Source organism: Cupriavidus pauculus, from assembly GCF_008693385.1.
GTDB lineage: Bacteria > Pseudomonadota > Gammaproteobacteria > Burkholderiales > Burkholderiaceae > Cupriavidus > Cupriavidus pauculus_D.
Window position 1 is genome coordinate 2,291,306 of record NZ_CP044067.1, and the last position, 17,402, is coordinate 2,308,707.

The following is a 17,402-nucleotide window of genomic DNA, read 5'->3' on the forward strand; positions in this document are numbered from 1 at the left end:
GTCTCGATACGTGTTCGGGCGTGAGCCAGGCGGTGGCGTTGACGACGAAGGCGCCCGCTTCCAGCGCATGCTGGCGGATGTTGACCGAGATCTGCTCGGAGAACAGATCGCCCGCGAACGAGCCCGGATACATCGCGGAATGAATCTCCTCGTCGTCCGCCATCAGCGCGTAGCGGGCGAGCGGGTTGTAGTGCTCCCAGCAGGCGAGCTGACCCACGCGGCCCACGGCGGTATCGACGGCGCGCAGGCCCGAGCCGTCGCCCATGCCCCAGACCATCCTCTCGTGGTAGGTCGGTGAGAGTTTCCGGCGCCGCTGCACGAGCGTGCCGTCGGCATCGAACAGCAACTGCGTGTTGTACAGCGTGCCGCCGTCGCGCTCGTTGACGCCGATCGACACGACCATGCCGGCCTGCCGTGCCGCATCGCCGATGGCGCGGGTAGTGTCCGACGGGACGACCACGGCCTGTTCGAGCAGCTTGTAATGCTCGGCACCCATGGCGAAGGGCGATTCGATAAAGGAGGAGTAGGGGTAATACGGGACGACCGTCTCGGGAAACGTCGCGAACTGCACGCCGCGCTTGCCCAGTTCCAGAATTTTTCTGACGACTTTATCGACGGTGCCTTCGCGGCTGTAGAGTACGGGTGCGATCTGTACCGCCGCGGCCCGGATGACTTTCGACATGTGGTGTTCCTTTCGTGACGTGGCGGTATGCGTCTGGAGACCGAGGCGTTCGGCGACGCCGCGTTCGATACGGTGATCGTGGGTTCGGTCACCGAAGTGAAGATGCCGGCAGCGGACTCGGCAGTGGTGCGGTACGTGAAAGCGGCCGCGAAGACATCGCGCCGCGTCGCCTCGATCTGCAGCGGCGCGTTCGTGCTAGCCGAAGCGGGTCTGCTCGCTGGCAGGCGCGCCACGATGCACTGGGCCCATGCGTCGGAATTCCGGGTGCGCTATCCCGACGTCCTCACCGAGGAAGACCGCATCTTCATCAACGATGGCGCGGTGTGGACATCGGCCGGCATGACCGCCGGCATCGACCTCGCGCTGGCATTGCTCGACAACGATCTGGGCGGCGACGTGGCGAAGCTGGTCGCGAGGCTGCTGGTGATGAACCAGCGTCGGCTGGGCGGACAGATGCAGCACTCCGCACTGCTCGACATGACCCCGAAGTCCGATCGCATCGAACTGGTCTTCGCGCATATCCGCCGCAATCTACGAAATCCGCTCACCGTCGAGGAACTCGCGGACGTGGCCAACCTGAGCCCGCGCCAGTTCAGCCGGACCTTTCAGGCCGAAACCGGCCAGTCTCCGGCCAAGGCAGTGGAACAACTCCGGCTGGAAGCGGCCCGATTCATGATCGAGCAGGGCCGGCACACGATCAACGTGGTCGCGCGGGAAACCGGCTTCGCCGACCGCGAACGCATGCGGCGCGCCTTCGTCAGAACATTCGGCGTGCCCGCCGACGTACTACGCCGCACGGCGCGGGCGGAACGGATCTAATTGCGGTCCTTTACATCGGGCGTCCCGCCTCGACCCATTCCTTCGTCGCACTCGAAGTGAGGCGAAACCGCGCGCAGTTGTACTCCCCTAGCGACTGGAGCGTTTCAGCGAGCAGGGCGGCGAAGCCCGGAGCCTTGTCTTCCGTATGTTCCACAGCCCTGATCGCAGCGTCGGCGGGCTGGCGATCGAGCACGACCATTCTGATGGCGTCTTCGAGCGCGGGCCGATAGCGAAGGCGCCTCGGGTCCGGTGCGGCGAAGGAGTTTTTCACCGCGGCGTACTTCCTGATGGATCTGCGGTAGGTCCATGCGAAGAGATCCACGGCCGCCGACGTGTCTCTGAGTTCGTAGATGCCGAGCATGGCCTGCGCATAATCCGACGGATCCACATCGAGGAACGATAGGGGTGCGCAGTTGTACAGCATCAAGGGAATATTCGCGGCAAGGCGGCTCGTGCGTTTGTTGCCATCCTCGAAAGGTTGCAGGTAAGCGACGTTGACCCAGAGGAAAAACGCGCCTTCGACCGGGTTCTTGATGAGACGAGCCTTGTCGACGATGGCCTGCAACATCTCGTGCAGTACCGCCGGCACCTGAGCGGGAACGTAAACGGTGTCGCTGATATTGACGACGGTGCTCCGAATGGCGCCCAGGGCGTTGTCGTTCGCAAGCAGGGCCTCCATCAGCGTTGCATGCAGATTCCGGAGTACGGCCATCGTCAGGCCTTCAGTGGGAACGCCCTCCACCAGATACTCGATCGCGCGCTTGTGATTGAGCAGCATGGTTGCGTCGGCATCGTCTCCATCCACGCCGCGCTCGAACAGTTCCTTCGTTGCCAGCAGCGTGTATCGATTGCCTTCGAGGTGGGATGAGGACCAGGACAGGTCTACCAGCAATTGCTCGAAGACCTTGCGCGCGTAGGTTCCCGCCGGTTGCTGGTCAGTCAGGCGGCCCAGTTGATAGAGCTCATCGGCCAGCCCTTGGGGAAGCAGGAAACTGTCGTTCGGACGATATCCATCGACGAAGCCGCGATGATATGTGACCGGGGCCCTGGCACCGAGCGGCGCGCTCAACTGCTCGCGCAACACGCGGGATGCCTGCGACCAGTTGGGATGGGCGTACGGATCGGACGCGGGTGCGTTGCTGGCGGCAGGTCGGGCGATAGGGCTGGCTACCCCGACCTGCGACGACCCCGTCAAGCGATATCGGGTGGCTCTGGCCTGTCCCGTGCGCGTCAGCTTGCCATTGGCCAGCAAAGCTTCCAGATGTCGGCGGACCGAGGCCGAACTTCCTTGAAGCTCGCGCGTGACTTCGCTGGAAGACACCTCGTTCCTGCCCGCGTTGGCGAGTCGTTCGATCGCGTCGAGTACCTGTTCAGGAGAAAGACGTTGCATGGTTAGGGCTCAATCTGCTCAGTTTGTGAGCAGATTAAGCTAATCTGAGCGGATTTGCAATGAATCCGCTCAGATATGAGCAGATTCTGGGCAGATTCATGAAATCTGCTCACCCCGCATCTCTACACGCCGCATCGCGACGCTGGCCGCGATGAACGGATCATGCGTGACGAGCATCAGCGCGCATCCGCGCTCGCGGGTCATGCCGATGAGGATGTCGATGACCTCTTTCTGGGTGATCGGGTCCAGTCGTGACGTGGGTTCGTCGGCGAACAGGAAGACGGGGTCGAGCAGCAGCGCGCGGAGCAGGGCGAAGCGCTGGAGTTCGCCGCCGGAGACTTCGCCGGGCAGGCGCACGAGCAGTGCGTCGGGCAGGCGTATCTGCCGCATCAGCGGGGCGATGCGCGCGCCGTCGAGGCGATGAAGTTTGCACAGGTCGGCCAGCGCCTGGCCGATGCTGCGGCGCGGGGCGAACGCGGAGGTGGGCTCCTGATAGAGCTTCTGGTAGCGCACGCGGTCGATGGCCGTGTGGCGGCGGACCGTGCCTTCGTCGGCCGCGTGCAGTCCAAGCAGGACGTTGCCCAGCGTCGATTTGCCGCTACCGCTCGGACCCGTGACGGCGACGCGGTCGCCCGCGTGGAGGGTGAGGTCGAGATGGCGGAACAGCGCTCGTTGCCCGAAGCGCTTGCCCAGACGCGTGGCACCGAGAATTTCCTCGCCGGGTTCCGCTACCGCGTGGGCCGTCCACGCTTCCGGGTCGGCGGCGATCAGTGCACGCGTGTACGCGTGCGCGGGCTGCGCCAGCACGGTCCGCGCCTCGCCACGTTCGACGATATCGCCGCCCAGCATCACCGCGACATCCCCGCCCAATGCGCGTGCGACCGCGATATCGTGGGTGATCGTAAGGACCGTGCAGCCTGCATCCAGCGCCTGCCGCAGTCGCGCGACGATCTCGTCGCGACAGGCATGATCGAGCCCCTTGGTCGGTTCGTCGACGATGAGCACCGGCGCCCCGCCAGCGCGCGTGATCGCGAATGCCGCGCGCTGGGCCATGCCGCCGGACAGCGTGATGGGCCATGCCATCGCCGCGTCCCCGATACCCAGTGTGCGCAGATCGTCGAGCGTGCGCGACCATGCCTCGGCACGCGATTTGCCGGCGACCAGCGCATGCGTTTCCGATAACTGAGACCCGACGCGCATGGTCGGATCGAGCGCGCCCCACGGCTCCTGCGGCAGCAGCGCAATCTCGTGGCCCCAGCACGCGCGGCGCGATGCGCCATCGGCGGCATCGAAGGCGCGGCCACCCAGCACGACGCGGCCATGCGCGCGCAAGCCACGCGGCAGCGTGCCCATGATCGCATGGGCAAGCACGCTCTTGCCCGAGCCGCTTTCGCCGAGCAGCGTGAGGGCGCGGCCGGCGTGCAGCGCGAACGATACGGGCGCCAGCAACCGGCCATTGGCACCTTCCACATGCAGTGCCTCGACTTCGAGCAATGGCTGCATTGGCGTCATGCGGCGTGCCTCCGGTTTGCGCCGCCGCCAAGCAGCACCATGGTCAGCGTGGCCAACGTCAGCACGACGATCGGGCTCGCGATGATCCACGGCGCCTCGGCGGCGTAGGGCAGCAGTTCGGTCATCATCAGGCCGAGTTCGGCCGAAGGCGGCTGCGCGCCGAGTCCGACAAAGCCCATCGCGGCCAGCGCAAGCACCGCGGCACTCGCGCCGAAGCTCATCAGCGTGCCGAGCAGCGGCAGCACCTCAGGCAGCACGTGATGGCGCAGCACATGCATCGGCCCAAAGCCAAGCAGTCTCGCGGCCTCCACATGCTCGCTGGCAAGCTGCACGGCCGCCGATGCGCGCGTGACGCGGAAGTACTCGACCCACAGCACGAGCGACAGGCCGACATACAGCGGCCAGAACGCACCCGGCGCAAACGCGCTGAGCAGCAGGACGAGCAGCAGGCCGGGCAGCGCGAGCACCGCATCGGCGATAGCGCCGATCGTGCGCGCGGTCCAGCCGCCTCGCCAGGCGGCCAGCAGACCCAGCAATGTCCCGGGGATCGCGGCAGTAAGCACACTGAGCACGGCGAGGCCAAGCGACAGACGGCTTGCACTCGCCAGCCGCGCCAGCATGCTGCGGCCGAGGTGATCGGTGCCAAGCGGTTCCTGCAGACTCGGTGCCTGCAGGATGCCGTACAGGTTTTGCTCGAACGGCGCGCGGCCGGCGACCCACGGACCCGCAAGTGCAAACGCGGCCAGCAGCACAAGCAGCGCAAGCCCTGAAAGATGGCGCGGAGAGCGAAGCATCGTCACGGCGCGCTCCCCGTGCCGGTGCCGCGCGACCATGGACGCAACCGCAACCGGGGATCGATCCACGCGCAGGCGATGTCCACCAGCGTATTGAGCGCGACGAACAGCAGCCCCATCACGATGGCGGTGCCCTGGATCATGGGCACATCGCGGCCGAAGATCGCATGCACGAGTGCGTGGCCGATACCGGGCCACGCGAAAAGCGTCTCGATCACGACCACGCCTTCGACGAGAAACACCAGCTGGACGCCGAGGTACGCGACCAGCGGAATCGCCGCATTGCGGACGCCGTGCCGCAGCAGCGCGTCGCGGTCGGCAAGTCCCTTGGTCTGGGCGAAGCGGAAATAGGCCGACGATGTCACCGCGGCCATGGCGTCGCGTGCCACGCGCATGGCGGTGGCGGACAGGCCGAGCCCCAGCGTGATGGCCGGCGCCAGCAGGCCGCCATGATCGTGCGGCCCCGCGGCCGGGATCAGCGCGAAATCGATCGACAGTACCGACACCAGCACGATGCCCAGTACGAACGGCGGCATGGCACGCAACAGCACGGAGGCCACGAGCGTTGCACGGTCGGCCGCGCCACCGGCGCGCAGGCCCGCGACAAAGCCCAGCGGCACCGCGATGGCGCAGGACACGGCAAGCGCGGCCATCGCCAGCATGAGCGTATGCCCAAGCTGGTGGCCGATCTCCGCGACGACTGGCGCGCCGGTGACCGCGGAAAGACCGAAGTCGCCCTGCAATAACCGGTGCCACCACTGCATCAGTGCCTGCGCCCATGGCAGGCCGAGGCCAAGTTCGGCGCGCACGGCCTCCGCGGCCTGGGCAGTCACCATGTCGTAGCCATAGCGGCCCGCCGCCACGCGAAACGCCATGTCGCCGGGCAGCAACCGCATCATCACGAAGCTCAGCGTGCCCACGAGTGCCGCCACGATCAGTGCCTGCACACCGCGCTGGAGCACGATGCGGCCGACGGCGCGGCCGAGGCCGCCAGCCGATGCGCGGCGGGTCGGGGACGCGTCCGGCAACGAAGCCTCGTCGGGAAGGGAAGCGGATTGCTCGTTCATGAAGACCACTGCAGTGGCGTCAGACGGTAGGTGCGCTCGTACGGATCGATCGACACATTGGCGAGGCGCGGGTTGGCCGCGAGCGTCTGCCGATACCAGACCACGGGAATCAGCGGTAGCTCCTGTTGCAGCACCGCGGCGATTTGCCCACGCAAGGTCTGGGCCTGCCGGGTGTCCACGGTGGCCGGCAGTTCGGCGATCGCGCTGGCGATGGCCGGTGCGTGCCAGCCCATGGGTCCCCAGTCACCGCCCTCTCCGCCGAAATCCTGCGCGACGGCCCCGAACGCGTCGGGTACCACGCCGTAGTTGCGCGCATATAGCGCCAGTGCCAGGGTACCGTCGCGGTGCGCGAATGGAATGTCGCTCGAGTTGCCGACCGCCACGCGGACGTCGATACCGGCGAGACGCAACTGCTCCTGAATGGCCGTGGCGATGACGGGCAGTTCCGGCCGGTCGGGGAATGTGCGCAGGGTCACCGCGAAGCGCGCATCGCCGCGCCGCAGGATACCGTCGCGGCCGGGCGTCCACCCGGCCGCGCGCAGCAGTGCCTGCGCGGCACCGGTATCGTGCGTCAGCGGTGGCAGCCGCGCATCGTGCCAGCCCGGCAGCGATGGCGGAAACAGCTGGGTGGCGGCAAGTTCCGGATCCCGCAGGATTGCGCTGGCGATCCCGCGCCGGTCGAGCGCGAGCGACATCGCGCGCCGCACGCGCGCATCGGCGAGAAACGGATGCCCGGCGTTGACCTTGAGCAATGTGGTACGCGGAATGGTGACCGCGTGCACCCGCACGTTGGGGTCGTGACGCAACCGCGCGAGCGTGCCGGGATCGAGACCGTAGGCGAGCTCGGCCTGTCCGCCCTCGATCATCAGCGCGCGCATCTCGGCACGGCCCACCGACAGATAGGAGGCCTCCCGGACGGCAAGCTGCACCCCCCGCCAGCCGTCGAACGCGGCAATCGAAAATCGCTGTGGAGGCTCGAGCTCGGCGATGCGATAGGGCCCGGAGCCGACGATGGCGCGCACATTGCCATCGCGGCCGAACGACGCCGGCGCGAGCACCTGCGTGCTGCTGTGCGACAGCAAGGCGAGCAATGGCGAGAATGGCCGCTCCAGCCGGATGAGCACCGCATCCGTTTCGGCGTCGATGGCCGCGATCGGCGCGCGCGCGAGTACGCCGGCGGCATGCCGCGCACGGGTCAGCGCCGCGACGATATCGACGGCACGCACCGACGTGCCGTCATGGAAGCGCGCATCGGGGCGCAGCGCAAACCGCCATGTCAGCCGATCGGCGGACACGGTCCAGCGCGCGGCCAGCCCGGGCACCGGCGTACCGTCGAGGTCGTAATCGACGAGCGTCTCGGTGACCTGCATGCGCGCGAACAGATAGCCATTGCGCAGCGGATCGAGACTGGAAAGCTCCCACGGCCCGATCACGCGCACGCCATGACGCGACATGGCGGGTGGCGGCGCGGTGGAATGCGCCCGTGCTGCCGAAGCGAGCCCGGCCAGCGGCGACAGCATGGCCGCGCGCAGCACGCGGCGCCGCCGCGCGGAGTCAGGCAGTGCGGAGCGGGACGTCGTCATCAGTAGCTGAGCCGCAGGCCCACACGCACGGTGCGGCCAAGCCCCGGCGCCACCCACACGCTGCTGTACGAGTTCACGTAGTAGGTGCGGTCGAACAGGTTATCGACGTTCATCGTCACGCGCACGGTCTTGCTGTATTGCCAGTAGGCGAGCACGTCCGCCAGCGTGTACGCGGGCAGCGAAAACGAATTCTGCGTATCGCCGGCCCGCGTGCCGACATAGCGCACGCCGCCGCCCACGCCATAACGCTGGCCGATCGGCGCCTGATCCTCGTAGATCGCCATGACGCTGCCGCTCGTGCGCGGAATATTGGCCAGCGGCGTGCCCGGCGCGAGGCGCGAGTCCTGCGTGACCTCCGCATCGGTGAACGCGAAGTTGCCCGTCACGCGCCAGTTCGTCGTGATCTGCCCTGCCACATCGAGTTCCACGCCGCGGCTGCGCGCTTCGCCGGCCGCGATCTGGAACGACGCGTCGAGCGGATCGGTGGTCAGCACGTTGCGCTTGCGGATGTCGAACACCGCGAGCGTCGCGCTCGTACGGCGATCGGTGCTGTCGAACTTCACGCCGGCCTCGAGCGCGCGGCCGTGTTCGGGCGAGAACGCGTTGCCGCTCGCGTCGCTCCCCGCATTCGGCCGGAACGAACGGCTCGCATTGGCGAACAGCGAGACGTTCTGGCTGGCGAGGTAGGTCACGCCGATGCGCGGCGACACCGCGGTCTGGTGCTGGCCGGTGCCGGTCGCGCGCAGGCGGTTGTCGAGCGACTGGTTGTAGATGTCGAAGCGCGCGCCCGCGAGCACGCGCCAGCGCTCGCCGAACTGCATCTGGTCCTGGGTGTAGAACCCGACGTTGGTCTGGCGCTCGTACGTGTTCGTGTTGGGCAGCAGCGCCGGCGGCGTTTGCCCATAGACCGGCGCGTAGATATCGATCGCGTAGGGCGCCGCGGTGCTCGGATTGCGCCGCAGCAGCACCTGGCTCGTGCTGAACCGATAAGTGTCAACACCCAGCAGCAACTCGTGCCGGACCGGACCGGTCGCGAACTTGCCCGTGACATCGGCTTGCAGCGATACGTCGTCGGACTGGAAGTCGCGATAGCGGCGCTGCCGCGTCAGCGTGTGGCCGTCGGCCTGTAACGCGGTAGCCTCGGTCGAGAAGCCTTCGAGGCTGCCGCCGCGATAGGCCATCGCCACGCGGCCCTTCCAGTCCTCCGAGAACTGATGTTCGACGGACAACTGATGGGACTGGCTGTCGAGGCGGATGTCGCCATCGTTCGGCTCGCCGAGGAAACGGGAGCGGGGCACGGCACCGAGGTGCCCGTTGACGGCCACGACGCCACGGTCGAGCGGTACCGTATAGCGCTGGATCTCGGCCGCATACTCGATGATCGTGTTCGGTCCCACGGCCCATGTGATGGATGGCGCGAGCAGATAGCGCTGCGTATTGACGAAGTCGCGCGAGCTGCCGTTATGGTCGGCCACCGCGATCAGCCGTCCCGCCACGTTCTCGCCGAGCGGTCCGGTGATATCGGCCACGCCGCGATAGTGATCGTAGTTGCCGGTTTCGATCTCGTACGTCTGCGCCGGCTTGAACTGTGGCTGACGGGTGACGATATTGAGAATGCCGCCCGGATCGCTGCTCCCGTACAGGGACGAGGCCGGGCCCTTCAGCACCTCGATGCGCTCGATCGTCGCGGTATCGCGCGGCGCGGTGTAACCGCGATTGGCGGCAAAGCCGTTCACGAGATAGCCGGCGCCGGTGTTCTCGTTGCCGCTGAAGCCGCGCACCGCGTAGTTGTCCCAGAGGCCGCCAAAGCCGTTCTGCCGCGATACGCCGCTGGCATAGTCGAATGTCTGGTCGAGCCGCGAGGCCCCGATATCCTCGACGAGCGTGCGTGGCAGCACGCGCACGGACTGCGGAATTTCACGCAATGGCGTTTCGGTGCGCGTGGCGCCGGTGGCATAGCGCGGGGCGTAGCTGTCCTCCGCCACACCGGTGACCACGACTTCCGGCAGCCGCGCTTCTTCCGCGCCGGCTTGCGCGGCGACCAGCGTCGCGGCGAGCGCGAGCGAGTGGGGAACGATGCGGGACGAAGACATTCGAGGCGCGGGCATATTGTCTATCTATTGCAACAAAGTTGCATATGGTAGCAGCGAAGGGCCCACGCCCGGATAGAAAATTTTCGTCTATGAATGTCGTATGAGCAGCGGCTGGGCAAGGGCGCCGAACAGCAGGCCGAGGGCGGCCCACAGCACGGCCTGCATGCCGAACGCCGCGACGCGGAAGTGCCAGAGCAGGGAGGCAGGAAATGCGTCGGGGACTTCGTTGACCGTGGGCAGCAAGGCGCAGGCCAGACCGATCAGCACGAGGTACATCGCGCCGCCAGCCAGCGTGGCATTCCACGCCCCGTGGCGATGGGCGAGCCGGCGCGCCAGCATGACGGCCACGACCAGCGCCGCCAGCGACAGCGCGATCATCGCGAAAAACAGCGCGGTGCGGCTGCCGATCGTCGAGGGGTCGCCGATCGAAGGCGGGTTGGGCGGGTATTTGAGAAACGGCACCAGCACGATGGCGATAAAGGCGAGCAATGCGATCGTTGCCGACAGCGCGCGCGGGCCGAGCCTGCCGAAGCGGCCGTATACGTAAGCGAACACGAGCGAGAACAGCCCGCCGACTGCCGTGCCGAACACGGCCAGCCCGACGAACAGCCCGAGCCCGGCCTGTACCTCGCGGCTCACGAGTTCCGGCATTTCGTGCGCGTGGCTGCCGCCCATCGCGTGTTCCATGCGCGCTTCATAAGCGATGGCGCCTTCCACCTGTGCTTCGCCGAACATTTTCGCGAACGCGAAGACCAGCAGGCACGACAGAAACCCCGCGGCCATGCCGCGTATCAACAGACTCCTGACCATATCGGCGCCTGTCAGTGGCAGGGGAAGCCGAGCAGGTGGCGACCGTCGTGGACGAATTCGTGCACGTACATCGTGTTGAAGATCGCCGCGGCACCTTCCTCCACGCCGACGAAGTAGATGGCGAGCAACAGCAGGATGCTGCCGAAGATGGCCCAGGGCAACAGTTCGCGGACGGGAATCGAGACGGGCTCGAGTGCGGGCAATGTCGGGACTGCGCGGGACGAACCGAGCGCGGCGCTGGCGTGCATGGAGGCTCCTTGTGGAATGACGCGTTCCGTGATGGATGGCAGGGGATCGATGGAAGGTCTGACTCCCCGTGCCGTGGCATGACCGCCGGCATGGGATACAGTGGCGCGACCGTGCCGGACTCTCACCGGCTTCCTCGCATCGAAATCGGGTGCCATTGTAGAGCATGACCGTCCAACTCACCTTGTTATGCCAGCCTGCCCCGGCCGCCCTGCGCGCGGGCGTCTTTCCATCCGGCGGCGATGCGCGGGTCGATGACCGCATCGAGCCCGCGCTTCGCGACGTGGACTACGGCCGCTGGGCCGGACGGTCGCTGAAGGAAGTGGCCGATGCCGAGCCCGACGCGTTCGCACGCTGGCTCGCCGATCCGGATTTCGATGGCCATGGCGGCGAGTCGCTCGCCGCCATGCGGGCGCGCGTCTCGCAGTGGTTTGCGGCGACGGTCTGGGACGATGGCCACAGGCAGGCCGTCCTGCCCGCGAACGTGGTCAGGGCCTGCGTGCTGGAGTTGCTGCAGGCGCCGATGTCCGCGTTCTGGCATCTGGATGTGGCACCGGGCGTGAAGATCGTGCTGTCGATGCGGCAGGGGCACTGGCGCGTACAGCTTTGATTACCGCGCCGATGCGTGCCGCTCCCACAGGCGGCTGGTCATGACCGAGCCCGACACCGCGAGGATCATCGGCACCAGGAAGTTGTGATTGACCTGCGTGAACTCGGCCACGAGTACCACCGCCGTCAGCGGCATGCGCTGCGACGTGGCCAGGAATGCCGCGGCGCCGACGAGCGCGAATGCGCCGAGCGGCACGCCCGGCCACGCGACACTCCAGAGTCCGCCGAGCACGATGGCCATCAGCGCGCCATTGGCGAGCCCCGGCGTCAGCAGGCCGCCGCTCGCGCCCGCGCGCAGGCTGCCCACGGTCACCAGCACCTTGAGCACCAGCAGCGTGGCGGCCAGGCCGATGGCGAACTGGCTGTCGAACGCAAGCTGCGCGGCACCCTTGCCGTTGCCGAGCAACTGCGGAAAGTACATCGCGAGCGCGCCCAGTATCGTGAAATTGACGACCGCGTAGACGGGCAACTGCCAGCCGCGCGCGGCGTGGTTACGCGCGGCGTTGGCCAACTGGATAAAGGCGTGGCCGGCGAGGCCGAACAATGGGCCGCAGACGAGCGCCCACACCACGAGGCTTGCGGTTGGGAGGAAGCTTGGGACCGCGTACTGGATCTCCGCGCCGAGGCCGAGCCACGCGACGCCCGCGGCGATCGCCGACGTGGCCATCGCCAGGCACGCGGCCTGCCAGTTGAACGTGACCAGCAACACTTCCATCGTGAAGACGGCGCCGCCGAGCGGAACGTTGTAGACGGCCGCGAGGCCGGCCCCCGCGCCGCACGCGACGATCATCCGGCGCTGCTCGGACGTGAGGCCGGTGCGCGCGGACAGCCAGCTTGCGAACAGCGCGCCGATCTCGCGCGGCGCTACTTCCCGGCCGAGCGGCGAGCCCATGGCAACGGTGACGATCTGCAGCAGCGCATGCGCGATCGTCGTGCCCGGGGGCATCGGGCGCGCATCGGAATCCACGGTCTGCTTGACGCTCACGAGCGGCCGGCCGAAGCGATAGATCGCCCACCAGCCGAAGCCCGCGACGAGGCCGCATAGCACCAGCACGATCAGCCGCCGCTGCGCGGAGGCATGCGTCACCCCGACCAGAAAGCTTTCCGTCCCGATCGTGAAATCGAGGCTGTAGCCGTACGCCATGTGCTGGACCTTGTGCAGCAGCAACGCCAGCAGCATGCCGCCCAGACCCGCGCCGATACCCGTGAGGATCGTCACGACACCGAGCTTCATCGAGAAGCGCGGCGCGATCGCGCCGACGGTGGGGCTGGGGTTGTCGGTGGCGGCGAGCGGAGCGGTGTCGGAAGGCTTCATGCTGACGTCAGGAGGAACGGATGGCGCACCGCATGGTGCCATATCGGGCGCATGTCGGTCATCGAAGCGCGTCCACGCCGGTGGTTTCGGAAAAATAGCGCGCCGGCGGCTTGCCCATCGCCTTGCGGAACATCGTGATGAACGCGCTCACGGATTCATAGCCGAGGTCCTCGGCCACGCGTTGGACGCGCGCCCCCGCGGAAAGTTTGCCGAGCGCCACGACGATATGCAGTTGCTGGCGCCATCGGCCGAACGTCATGCCCGTCTCCCGCTGGATCAGCCGCGTCAGCGTGCGCTCGCTCACCGCAACGTGCTCGGCCCATTCCCTTGCCGTGCGCCGATCGTCGGGACGCGCGGCGAGCGCGTCGGCGATGCGCCGGAGCCTCGCATCTTCCGAGATGGGAAAGTAGAGCCGCTCCACCTTCATTTGCGCGAGCTCCTCGAGCAATACGCCGACCATGCGGGCGGTGCGGCTGCCCTCGTCATAGTCCTGCGGGTCGGCCGCGATGCGCAGGATCAGTTCGCGCAGCAACGGGCTGATGGAGAGCGTGCAGCATTCTTCGGGCAGCGCCGCGGCCGTCGGCTCCACGCAAAGCAGGCACAGGTCGGTGTCCGCGGTGACGCGCATCAGGTGCGGCCGCCCGCCGGGGATCCACACGCCGCAATGCGGCGGCACCATCCAGAGCCCTGTGGGCACTTCGCAAATGACGCTGCCGCGCAGCGCCACCACGAGTTGCCCCTTGCGATGGCGATGCATCGATGGATCGCGGTCGCCGCGCAAGGCGTGGGCACGCAATGCGATGGCGGGCTGCGCGATGCGATCGAGATCGTTCTGCGCGCGCATCTCGGCAAGGACTGACGGGGACATGGATGACCGGATTTAGCGATATCTTGTCAGGATAGCTAAATTCATGCCGTACGGCCATCGATAAGCTGACTCCCATGTTGCCCACCCCATGAGAGTTCCGACCATGACAACCGAAACGAAGCGGACTGGCACACGGTCCCAGATCGCGCTGCTTGCCGGCATCTTGCTGATCGCGGCCAACCTGCGCGCGCCGTTCACGAGCATTGCCCCGCTGCTGGAAACGCTGAAGCAGACCTTCGACCTGAGCGCCACGCAGGCGGGCCTCCTGATCACGCTGCCGCTGCTGTCGTTCTCGGCGGTGTCGCCGTTCGCGGCCGGTATCGCGCGCCGGCTCGGCCTCGAGCGCGCGCTGTTTCTCGCGCTCGGCATCATCGCCGCGGGCATTGCGGTCCGGTCGAGCGGCCACGCCGCGCCGCTTTATGCGGGCACCGCGATCGTCGGCAGCGGGATTGCGATCGGCAACGTGCTGCTGCCGAGCCTGCTCAAGCGCGATTTCCCCGACAAGGTGGCCGCGCTCACGGCCGTGTATGTGCTGACGATGGGTATCGCGGCGGCGAGCGCTTCCGCGCTGGCGGTACCGCTGTCTCGTCTCGCGGGCTTCGACTGGCGCGTCGTGGCCGCGGCCGCGCTCGTATTGCAGGCGATTGCCGCCGTCGTGTGGCTGCCCCAGCTGTCGCGCGGCGCTCCGAAGGCAACCGCGGCACCAGCGGCAGCCGCTCTCGAAGCTTCCTCGCGCGCGCTCTGGCGCTCGCCGCTCGCGTGGCAGGTCACGCTGTTCCTCGGGCTCGACTGCTTCCTCTATTACGTGGGCGTGAGCTGGCTGCCCGCGATCCTGCGCGATGGCGGTTATTCCGCCGGGCAGGCCGGTTCTTTCCACGGCGTGCTGCTGCTGGCCACCGCGTTGCCGGGGCTGCTGCTGATTCCGCTGGTGCCGCGCATGCGCGATCAGCGCGCGCTCGCGGCGATGCTGTCGCTGAGTATGTCGGTCGGCCTTGGCGGTCTGCTGCTCGCCCCGCAGTGGGCCGTGCTGTGGATTCTCTGCTTCGGGTTCGGCGCCGGCGGCGGCCTGATTCTCGCGCTCGCCTTTATCAGCTTGCGCACGTCGGGCGCGGGCCAGGCCGCGGCGTTGTCGGGCATGGCGCAGTGCATCGGCTATCTGCTTGCGGCGGGTGGTCCGCCGCTGGTCGGTCTGCTGCACGACGGGTCGGGCCACTGGACGCTGCCGTTGCTGCTGTGCGTGGCGGTGGGTGTGGCGATGGCGGGGGTGGGGATGTTCGCGGGGCGTTCGATCCGGATCGATACGGCAAAGACCCCGCTCCCGGCGAGGGAGCGGGCAAGACCGATCAGCGCGCGGTCAGCCTGACGCCGGGGAAATCCACGGGCACGTCGAACGCGACGTTGATGTAGTTGGTGAAGAGGTTCAGCGCGACGTGCGCGACGATCTCGACCACTTCTTCATTGCTGAAACCGGCGGCGCGTACCGCGGCGACATCGGCTTCCGCCACCTGGCCGCGCTGCTCGACGACCTTGAGCGCGAACGTCAGCGCGGCGGCCGTCTTAGGGTCGTCCGAGCGGCCGCCTTGCGCGGCGGCCATGTCGGCGGTCGACGCACCGGCCTTGCGACCCAGCGCCGTATGCGCGGCCAGACAGTATTCGCAACGGTTACGGTCGGCGATCGCCACGGCGATCTTCTCGCCCAGCTGGGCCGGAATCACGCCGCCGCCGAGCGCGCCGAAGGCGCCCCACATCGACTTGAGCGCGGCCGGCGAATCGGCCACGGCGCGGAACATGTTGGGCGTGGTGCCGAAGGCGCCGTGAATCCGGGCCAGCGTCTCGACGCTGCCGGCGGGGGCGGTTTGCTGGTCGAGCAGGGGGATACGTGCGGTCATGATGGCTTCCTTTCATTCGGTGGTGGCGGACGGCGGTTGCTGTCCCTGGAAGCCAGTATGGTTGTCGGCGCTGTACGCTAAGATACAATTCGTCCGGAATATGTATCAATTCGTCCAGCCAGTCCAGTCACCGCCATGGCCGCTTCCTCGTCACCCGTCACCGCCCAGGACCGCCTCTCCGCCGTGCTCGAGCGGTTCCGCGTACGGGCACACCTGTTCTACAACGGACCGCTCTGCGGCCTGACCACATTCGACGAGAAGGGCCGGGGCTTTCTCCATGTCATGCGCGAAGGAGAGATGGAGGTCACGCACAGCACGCGCGGCCTGCCGCGCCGGCTGCATGTCAGGGAACCGACGCTGCTGTTCTACCCGCGCCATGCGGTGCATCGCTTCCACAATCCGCCGGCCGACGGTTCCCAGTTCACCTGCGCGACGCTCGAGTTCGCGGGGGGTGCCATGAACCCGATCGCGCGGGCGCTGCCGCCGCTGATTGCACTGCCGCTTGCCCGGGTGCAAGGCCTGTCGCCCGCGCTGGACCTGCTGTTCGCCGAGACCGAGCAGGTGCGTTGCGGCCAGCGGCTGCTGGCGGACCGGCTGTTCGAGGTCGTGCTGATTCAGCTGCTGCGCTGGCTGCTCGACCATCCGGATGAGGCCGGCGTCCAGCCGGGCCTGATCACGGGACTGTCCGATCCGCGGCTCGCGCGCGCGCTGATCGCGATGCACGAGGCGCCCGGCGACGCATGGAATCTCGAGCGGATGGCGCAATGCGCGGGCATGTCTCGCAGCGCGTTCGCCGCGGCATTCCGCGACGTGGTGGGCCAGACCCCCGCCGACTATCTGTCCGACTGGCGCGTCAGCCTGGCCCAGGCGCGGCTGCGCGACGGCACGCCGGTCAAGCGGCTGGCCGACGAACTCGGCTACGCCAACCCGTCGGCCCTGTCGCGCGCGTTCCAGGCCAAGGTCGGGCAATCGCCCCGCGAATGGCTGCGGGGCGAAGCCGAAGGTCAGGACTCACATTCGACTTAAACCGCGACACGCGTGGTGCCGTCGTAGCCCGAGATCAGGCGCACCGGCTGGCCGGGGTAGAACTGGCCGGCAGACGCCGGCTGCGTGATCGACTGCATGCGGCCGTCGGGCGTGCGCACCGTGATCTCCAGACCCTGCGTGCGTTCGACGTGCGACTGGATCGCGTTACCGGCAAGCGCGCCGCCGAGGCCGCCGGCCACGCCGGCGAGCAGCGAACCATGGCCGTGGCCGATGGCGCTGCCGGCCACGGCGCCGAGCAGGCCGCCGCCGATCGTGCCGAACAGGCTCGAGGCCTGCGAGCTATTGTCGATCAGCACCGGACGGACCGATTCGACGCGGGCGGTCTGCACATAGTCGGCACGCTGCACTTGAGAGGCCGAGTAGATCGGCTCCTGCGGGTTGAGGCTGGCGCAGCCGGTGACCGTGAATGTGGCGGCCATGACGGCGCCGACGAGCGTGGCGGCCCGCAGGGCGCGGCCGGCGGTGCTGGTGGTGGCGGTGGTGGTAGTGGCAGTGGCGGTGTTCATCTTGTTTCCCCTGACAAGCGTTGGTTGAGAACAAGATTACGAAGCGAGAATGAGCCGAAAATGAGATACGTGCAGACCACACGGGCACGGCGTGCGATCTGGCAAAAATGCTTCAAGTGACGCTAAAGCTGTCTGGACATGTCACCGTTAATCGCTTGTCAATCACCATTCC

15 protein-coding genes, 2 pseudogenes and 1 riboswitch are annotated in these 17,402 nt (G+C 67.5%); of the genes and pseudogenes, 4 read left to right on the forward strand and 13 right to left on the reverse strand.

What is annotated here, in order from left to right; translation table 11 throughout:
* Window positions 1–13: 13 nt before the first annotated feature.
* Window positions 14–682, reverse strand: a pseudogene (locus tag FOB72_RS28550) (nitrilase-related carbon-nitrogen hydrolase); the annotation flags it as partial.
* Between the two features lie 21 nt (window positions 683–703).
* On the opposite strand from FOB72_RS28550, the pseudogene FOB72_RS28555 reads away from it, so the two are divergent.
* Window positions 704–1,501: pseudogene (locus tag FOB72_RS28555) on the forward strand (GlxA family transcriptional regulator); the annotation flags it as partial.
* Window positions 1,502–1,511: 10 nt separating this feature from the next.
* Here FOB72_RS28555 and FOB72_RS28560 read toward each other — a convergent pair.
* The 8 genes from FOB72_RS28560 to FOB72_RS28595 all read right to left on the reverse strand — a co-directional run bounded on the left by FOB72_RS28560 (window position 1,512) and on the right by FOB72_RS28595 (window position 10,998).
* Window positions 1,512–2,891: a Fic family protein gene (locus FOB72_RS28560; RefSeq protein WP_150376508.1), complete on the reverse strand. Its 1,380-nt coding sequence runs from the start codon at window positions 2,889–2,891 to the stop codon at window positions 1,512–1,514.
* 96 nt (window positions 2,892–2,987) lie between these two features.
* A complete protein-coding gene (locus FOB72_RS28565; RefSeq protein ID WP_223851613.1) occupies window positions 2,988–4,403 on the reverse strand; it encodes an ABC transporter ATP-binding protein in 1,416 nt (471 codons plus the stop codon).
* Window positions 4,400–5,197 carry an ABC transporter permease gene (locus tag FOB72_RS28570; protein ID WP_223851814.1) on the reverse strand — a complete coding sequence of 266 codons (798 nt, stop codon included), beginning with the start codon at window positions 5,195–5,197 and terminating at the stop codon, window positions 4,400–4,402. Before FOB72_RS28570 ends, FOB72_RS28565 begins: the two co-directional genes overlap by 4 nt.
* Before the next feature lie 2 nt (window positions 5,198–5,199).
* Window positions 5,200–6,264 (reverse strand): ABC transporter permease, encoded by a 1,065-nt coding sequence (locus tag FOB72_RS28575; protein WP_223851614.1) that lies wholly within the window; start codon window positions 6,262–6,264, stop codon window positions 5,200–5,202.
* A complete protein-coding gene (locus FOB72_RS28580; RefSeq protein WP_223851615.1) occupies window positions 6,261–7,847 on the reverse strand; it encodes an ABC transporter substrate-binding protein in 1,587 nt (528 codons plus the stop codon). The genes FOB72_RS28575 and FOB72_RS28580 overlap by 4 nt, the downstream gene beginning before the upstream one ends.
* Window positions 7,847–9,940 carry a TonB-dependent siderophore receptor gene (locus tag FOB72_RS28585; RefSeq protein ID WP_223851616.1) on the reverse strand — a complete coding sequence of 698 codons (2,094 nt, stop codon included), beginning with the start codon at window positions 9,938–9,940 and terminating at the stop codon, window positions 7,847–7,849. Before FOB72_RS28585 ends, FOB72_RS28580 begins: the two co-directional genes overlap by 1 nt.
* 87 nt (window positions 9,941–10,027) lie before the next feature.
* Complete coding sequence (locus FOB72_RS28590) at window positions 10,028–10,750, reverse strand: CbtA family protein (RefSeq protein ID WP_150376514.1); 723 nt, start codon at window positions 10,748–10,750, stop codon at window positions 10,028–10,030.
* 11 nt (window positions 10,751–10,761) lie between these two features.
* On the reverse strand, window positions 10,762–10,998 hold the full coding sequence (locus FOB72_RS28595; protein ID WP_150376516.1) for a CbtB domain-containing protein: 237 nt from the start codon (window positions 10,996–10,998) through the stop codon (window positions 10,762–10,764).
* A 33-nt stretch (window positions 10,999–11,031) separates the two neighbouring features.
* Window positions 11,032–11,186: riboswitch (cobalamin riboswitch) on the reverse strand.
* On the opposite strand from FOB72_RS28595, the gene FOB72_RS28600 reads away from it, so the two are divergent.
* Window positions 11,163–11,606 (forward strand): histidine phosphatase family protein, encoded by a 444-nt coding sequence (locus tag FOB72_RS28600; RefSeq protein ID WP_150376518.1) that lies wholly within the window; start codon window positions 11,163–11,165, stop codon window positions 11,604–11,606. (Overlaps the previous riboswitch by 24 nt.)
* On the opposite strand, the gene FOB72_RS28605 is transcribed toward FOB72_RS28600, so the two are convergent.
* A complete protein-coding gene (locus FOB72_RS28605; protein WP_150376520.1) occupies window positions 11,607–12,920 on the reverse strand; it encodes a chloride channel protein in 1,314 nt (437 codons plus the stop codon).
* Window positions 12,921–12,978: 58 nt separating this feature from the next.
* A complete protein-coding gene (locus FOB72_RS28610; RefSeq protein WP_223851617.1) occupies window positions 12,979–13,788 on the reverse strand; it encodes an AraC family transcriptional regulator in 810 nt (269 codons plus the stop codon).
* A 103-nt stretch (window positions 13,789–13,891) separates the two neighbouring features.
* Between FOB72_RS28610 and FOB72_RS28615 the strand changes: the two genes are divergently transcribed.
* Window positions 13,892–15,151: an MFS transporter gene (locus FOB72_RS28615; protein ID WP_150376522.1), complete on the forward strand. Its 1,260-nt coding sequence runs from the start codon at window positions 13,892–13,894 to the stop codon at window positions 15,149–15,151.
* Here the strand turns inward: FOB72_RS28615 and FOB72_RS28620 are convergent.
* Window positions 15,132–15,677 (reverse strand): carboxymuconolactone decarboxylase family protein, encoded by a 546-nt coding sequence (locus tag FOB72_RS28620; RefSeq protein WP_150376524.1) that lies wholly within the window; start codon window positions 15,675–15,677, stop codon window positions 15,132–15,134. The two genes, FOB72_RS28615 and FOB72_RS28620, sit on opposite strands and share 20 nt — an antisense overlap.
* Before the next feature lie 135 nt (window positions 15,678–15,812).
* On the opposite strand from FOB72_RS28620, the gene FOB72_RS28625 reads away from it, so the two are divergent.
* Window positions 15,813–16,703, forward strand: a complete 891-nt coding sequence (locus FOB72_RS28625) for an AraC family transcriptional regulator (RefSeq protein WP_150376526.1) — start codon at window positions 15,813–15,815, stop codon at window positions 16,701–16,703.
* Here FOB72_RS28625 and FOB72_RS28630 read toward each other — a convergent pair.
* Window positions 16,700–17,230 (reverse strand): glycine zipper 2TM domain-containing protein, encoded by a 531-nt coding sequence (locus tag FOB72_RS28630; RefSeq protein WP_223851618.1) that lies wholly within the window; start codon window positions 17,228–17,230, stop codon window positions 16,700–16,702. The two genes, FOB72_RS28625 and FOB72_RS28630, sit on opposite strands and share 4 nt — an antisense overlap.
* Window positions 17,231–17,402 lie beyond the last annotated feature (172 nt).

What these genes read in the sequence shown, in the direction of transcription:
- FOB72_RS28620 (WP_150376524.1), bottom strand. Translation starts at nt 15,677, where the DNA reads ATGACCGCACGTATCCCCCTGCTCGACCAGCAAACCGCCCCCGCCGGC.
- FOB72_RS28570 (WP_223851814.1), bottom strand. Translation starts at nt 5,197, where the DNA reads ATGCTTCGCTCTCCGCGCCATCTTTCAGGGCTTGCGCTGCTTGTGCTG.
- FOB72_RS28580 (WP_223851615.1), bottom strand. Translation starts at nt 7,847, where the DNA reads ATGACGACGTCCCGCTCCGCACTGCCTGACTCCGCGCGGCGGCGCCGC.
- FOB72_RS28630 (WP_223851618.1), bottom strand. Translation starts at nt 17,230, where the DNA reads ATGAACACCGCCACTGCCACTACCACCACCGCCACCACCAGCACCGCC.
- FOB72_RS28565 (WP_223851613.1), bottom strand. Translation starts at nt 4,403, where the DNA reads ATGACGCCAATGCAGCCATTGCTCGAAGTCGAGGCACTGCATGTGGAA.
- FOB72_RS28575 (WP_223851614.1), bottom strand. Translation starts at nt 6,264, where the DNA reads ATGAACGAGCAATCCGCTTCCCTTCCCGACGAGGCTTCGTTGCCGGAC.
- FOB72_RS28595 (WP_150376516.1), bottom strand. Translation starts at nt 10,998, where the DNA reads ATGCACGCCAGCGCCGCGCTCGGTTCGTCCCGCGCAGTCCCGACATTG.
- FOB72_RS28590 (WP_150376514.1), bottom strand. Translation starts at nt 10,750, where the DNA reads ATGGTCAGGAGTCTGTTGATACGCGGCATGGCCGCGGGGTTTCTGTCG.
- FOB72_RS28605 (WP_150376520.1), bottom strand. Translation starts at nt 12,920, where the DNA reads ATGAAGCCTTCCGACACCGCTCCGCTCGCCGCCACCGACAACCCCAGC.
- FOB72_RS28610 (WP_223851617.1), bottom strand. Translation starts at nt 13,788, where the DNA reads ATGTCCCCGTCAGTCCTTGCCGAGATGCGCGCGCAGAACGATCTCGAT.
- FOB72_RS28625 (WP_150376526.1), top strand. Translation starts at nt 15,813, where the DNA reads ATGGCCGCTTCCTCGTCACCCGTCACCGCCCAGGACCGCCTCTCCGCC.
- FOB72_RS28615 (WP_150376522.1), top strand. Translation starts at nt 13,892, where the DNA reads ATGACAACCGAAACGAAGCGGACTGGCACACGGTCCCAGATCGCGCTG.
- FOB72_RS28560 (WP_150376508.1), bottom strand. Translation starts at nt 2,891, where the DNA reads ATGCAACGTCTTTCTCCTGAACAGGTACTCGACGCGATCGAACGACTC.
- FOB72_RS28600 (WP_150376518.1), top strand. Translation starts at nt 11,163, where the DNA reads ATGACCGTCCAACTCACCTTGTTATGCCAGCCTGCCCCGGCCGCCCTG.
- FOB72_RS28585 (WP_223851616.1), bottom strand. Translation starts at nt 9,940, where the DNA reads ATGTCTTCGTCCCGCATCGTTCCCCACTCGCTCGCGCTCGCCGCGACG.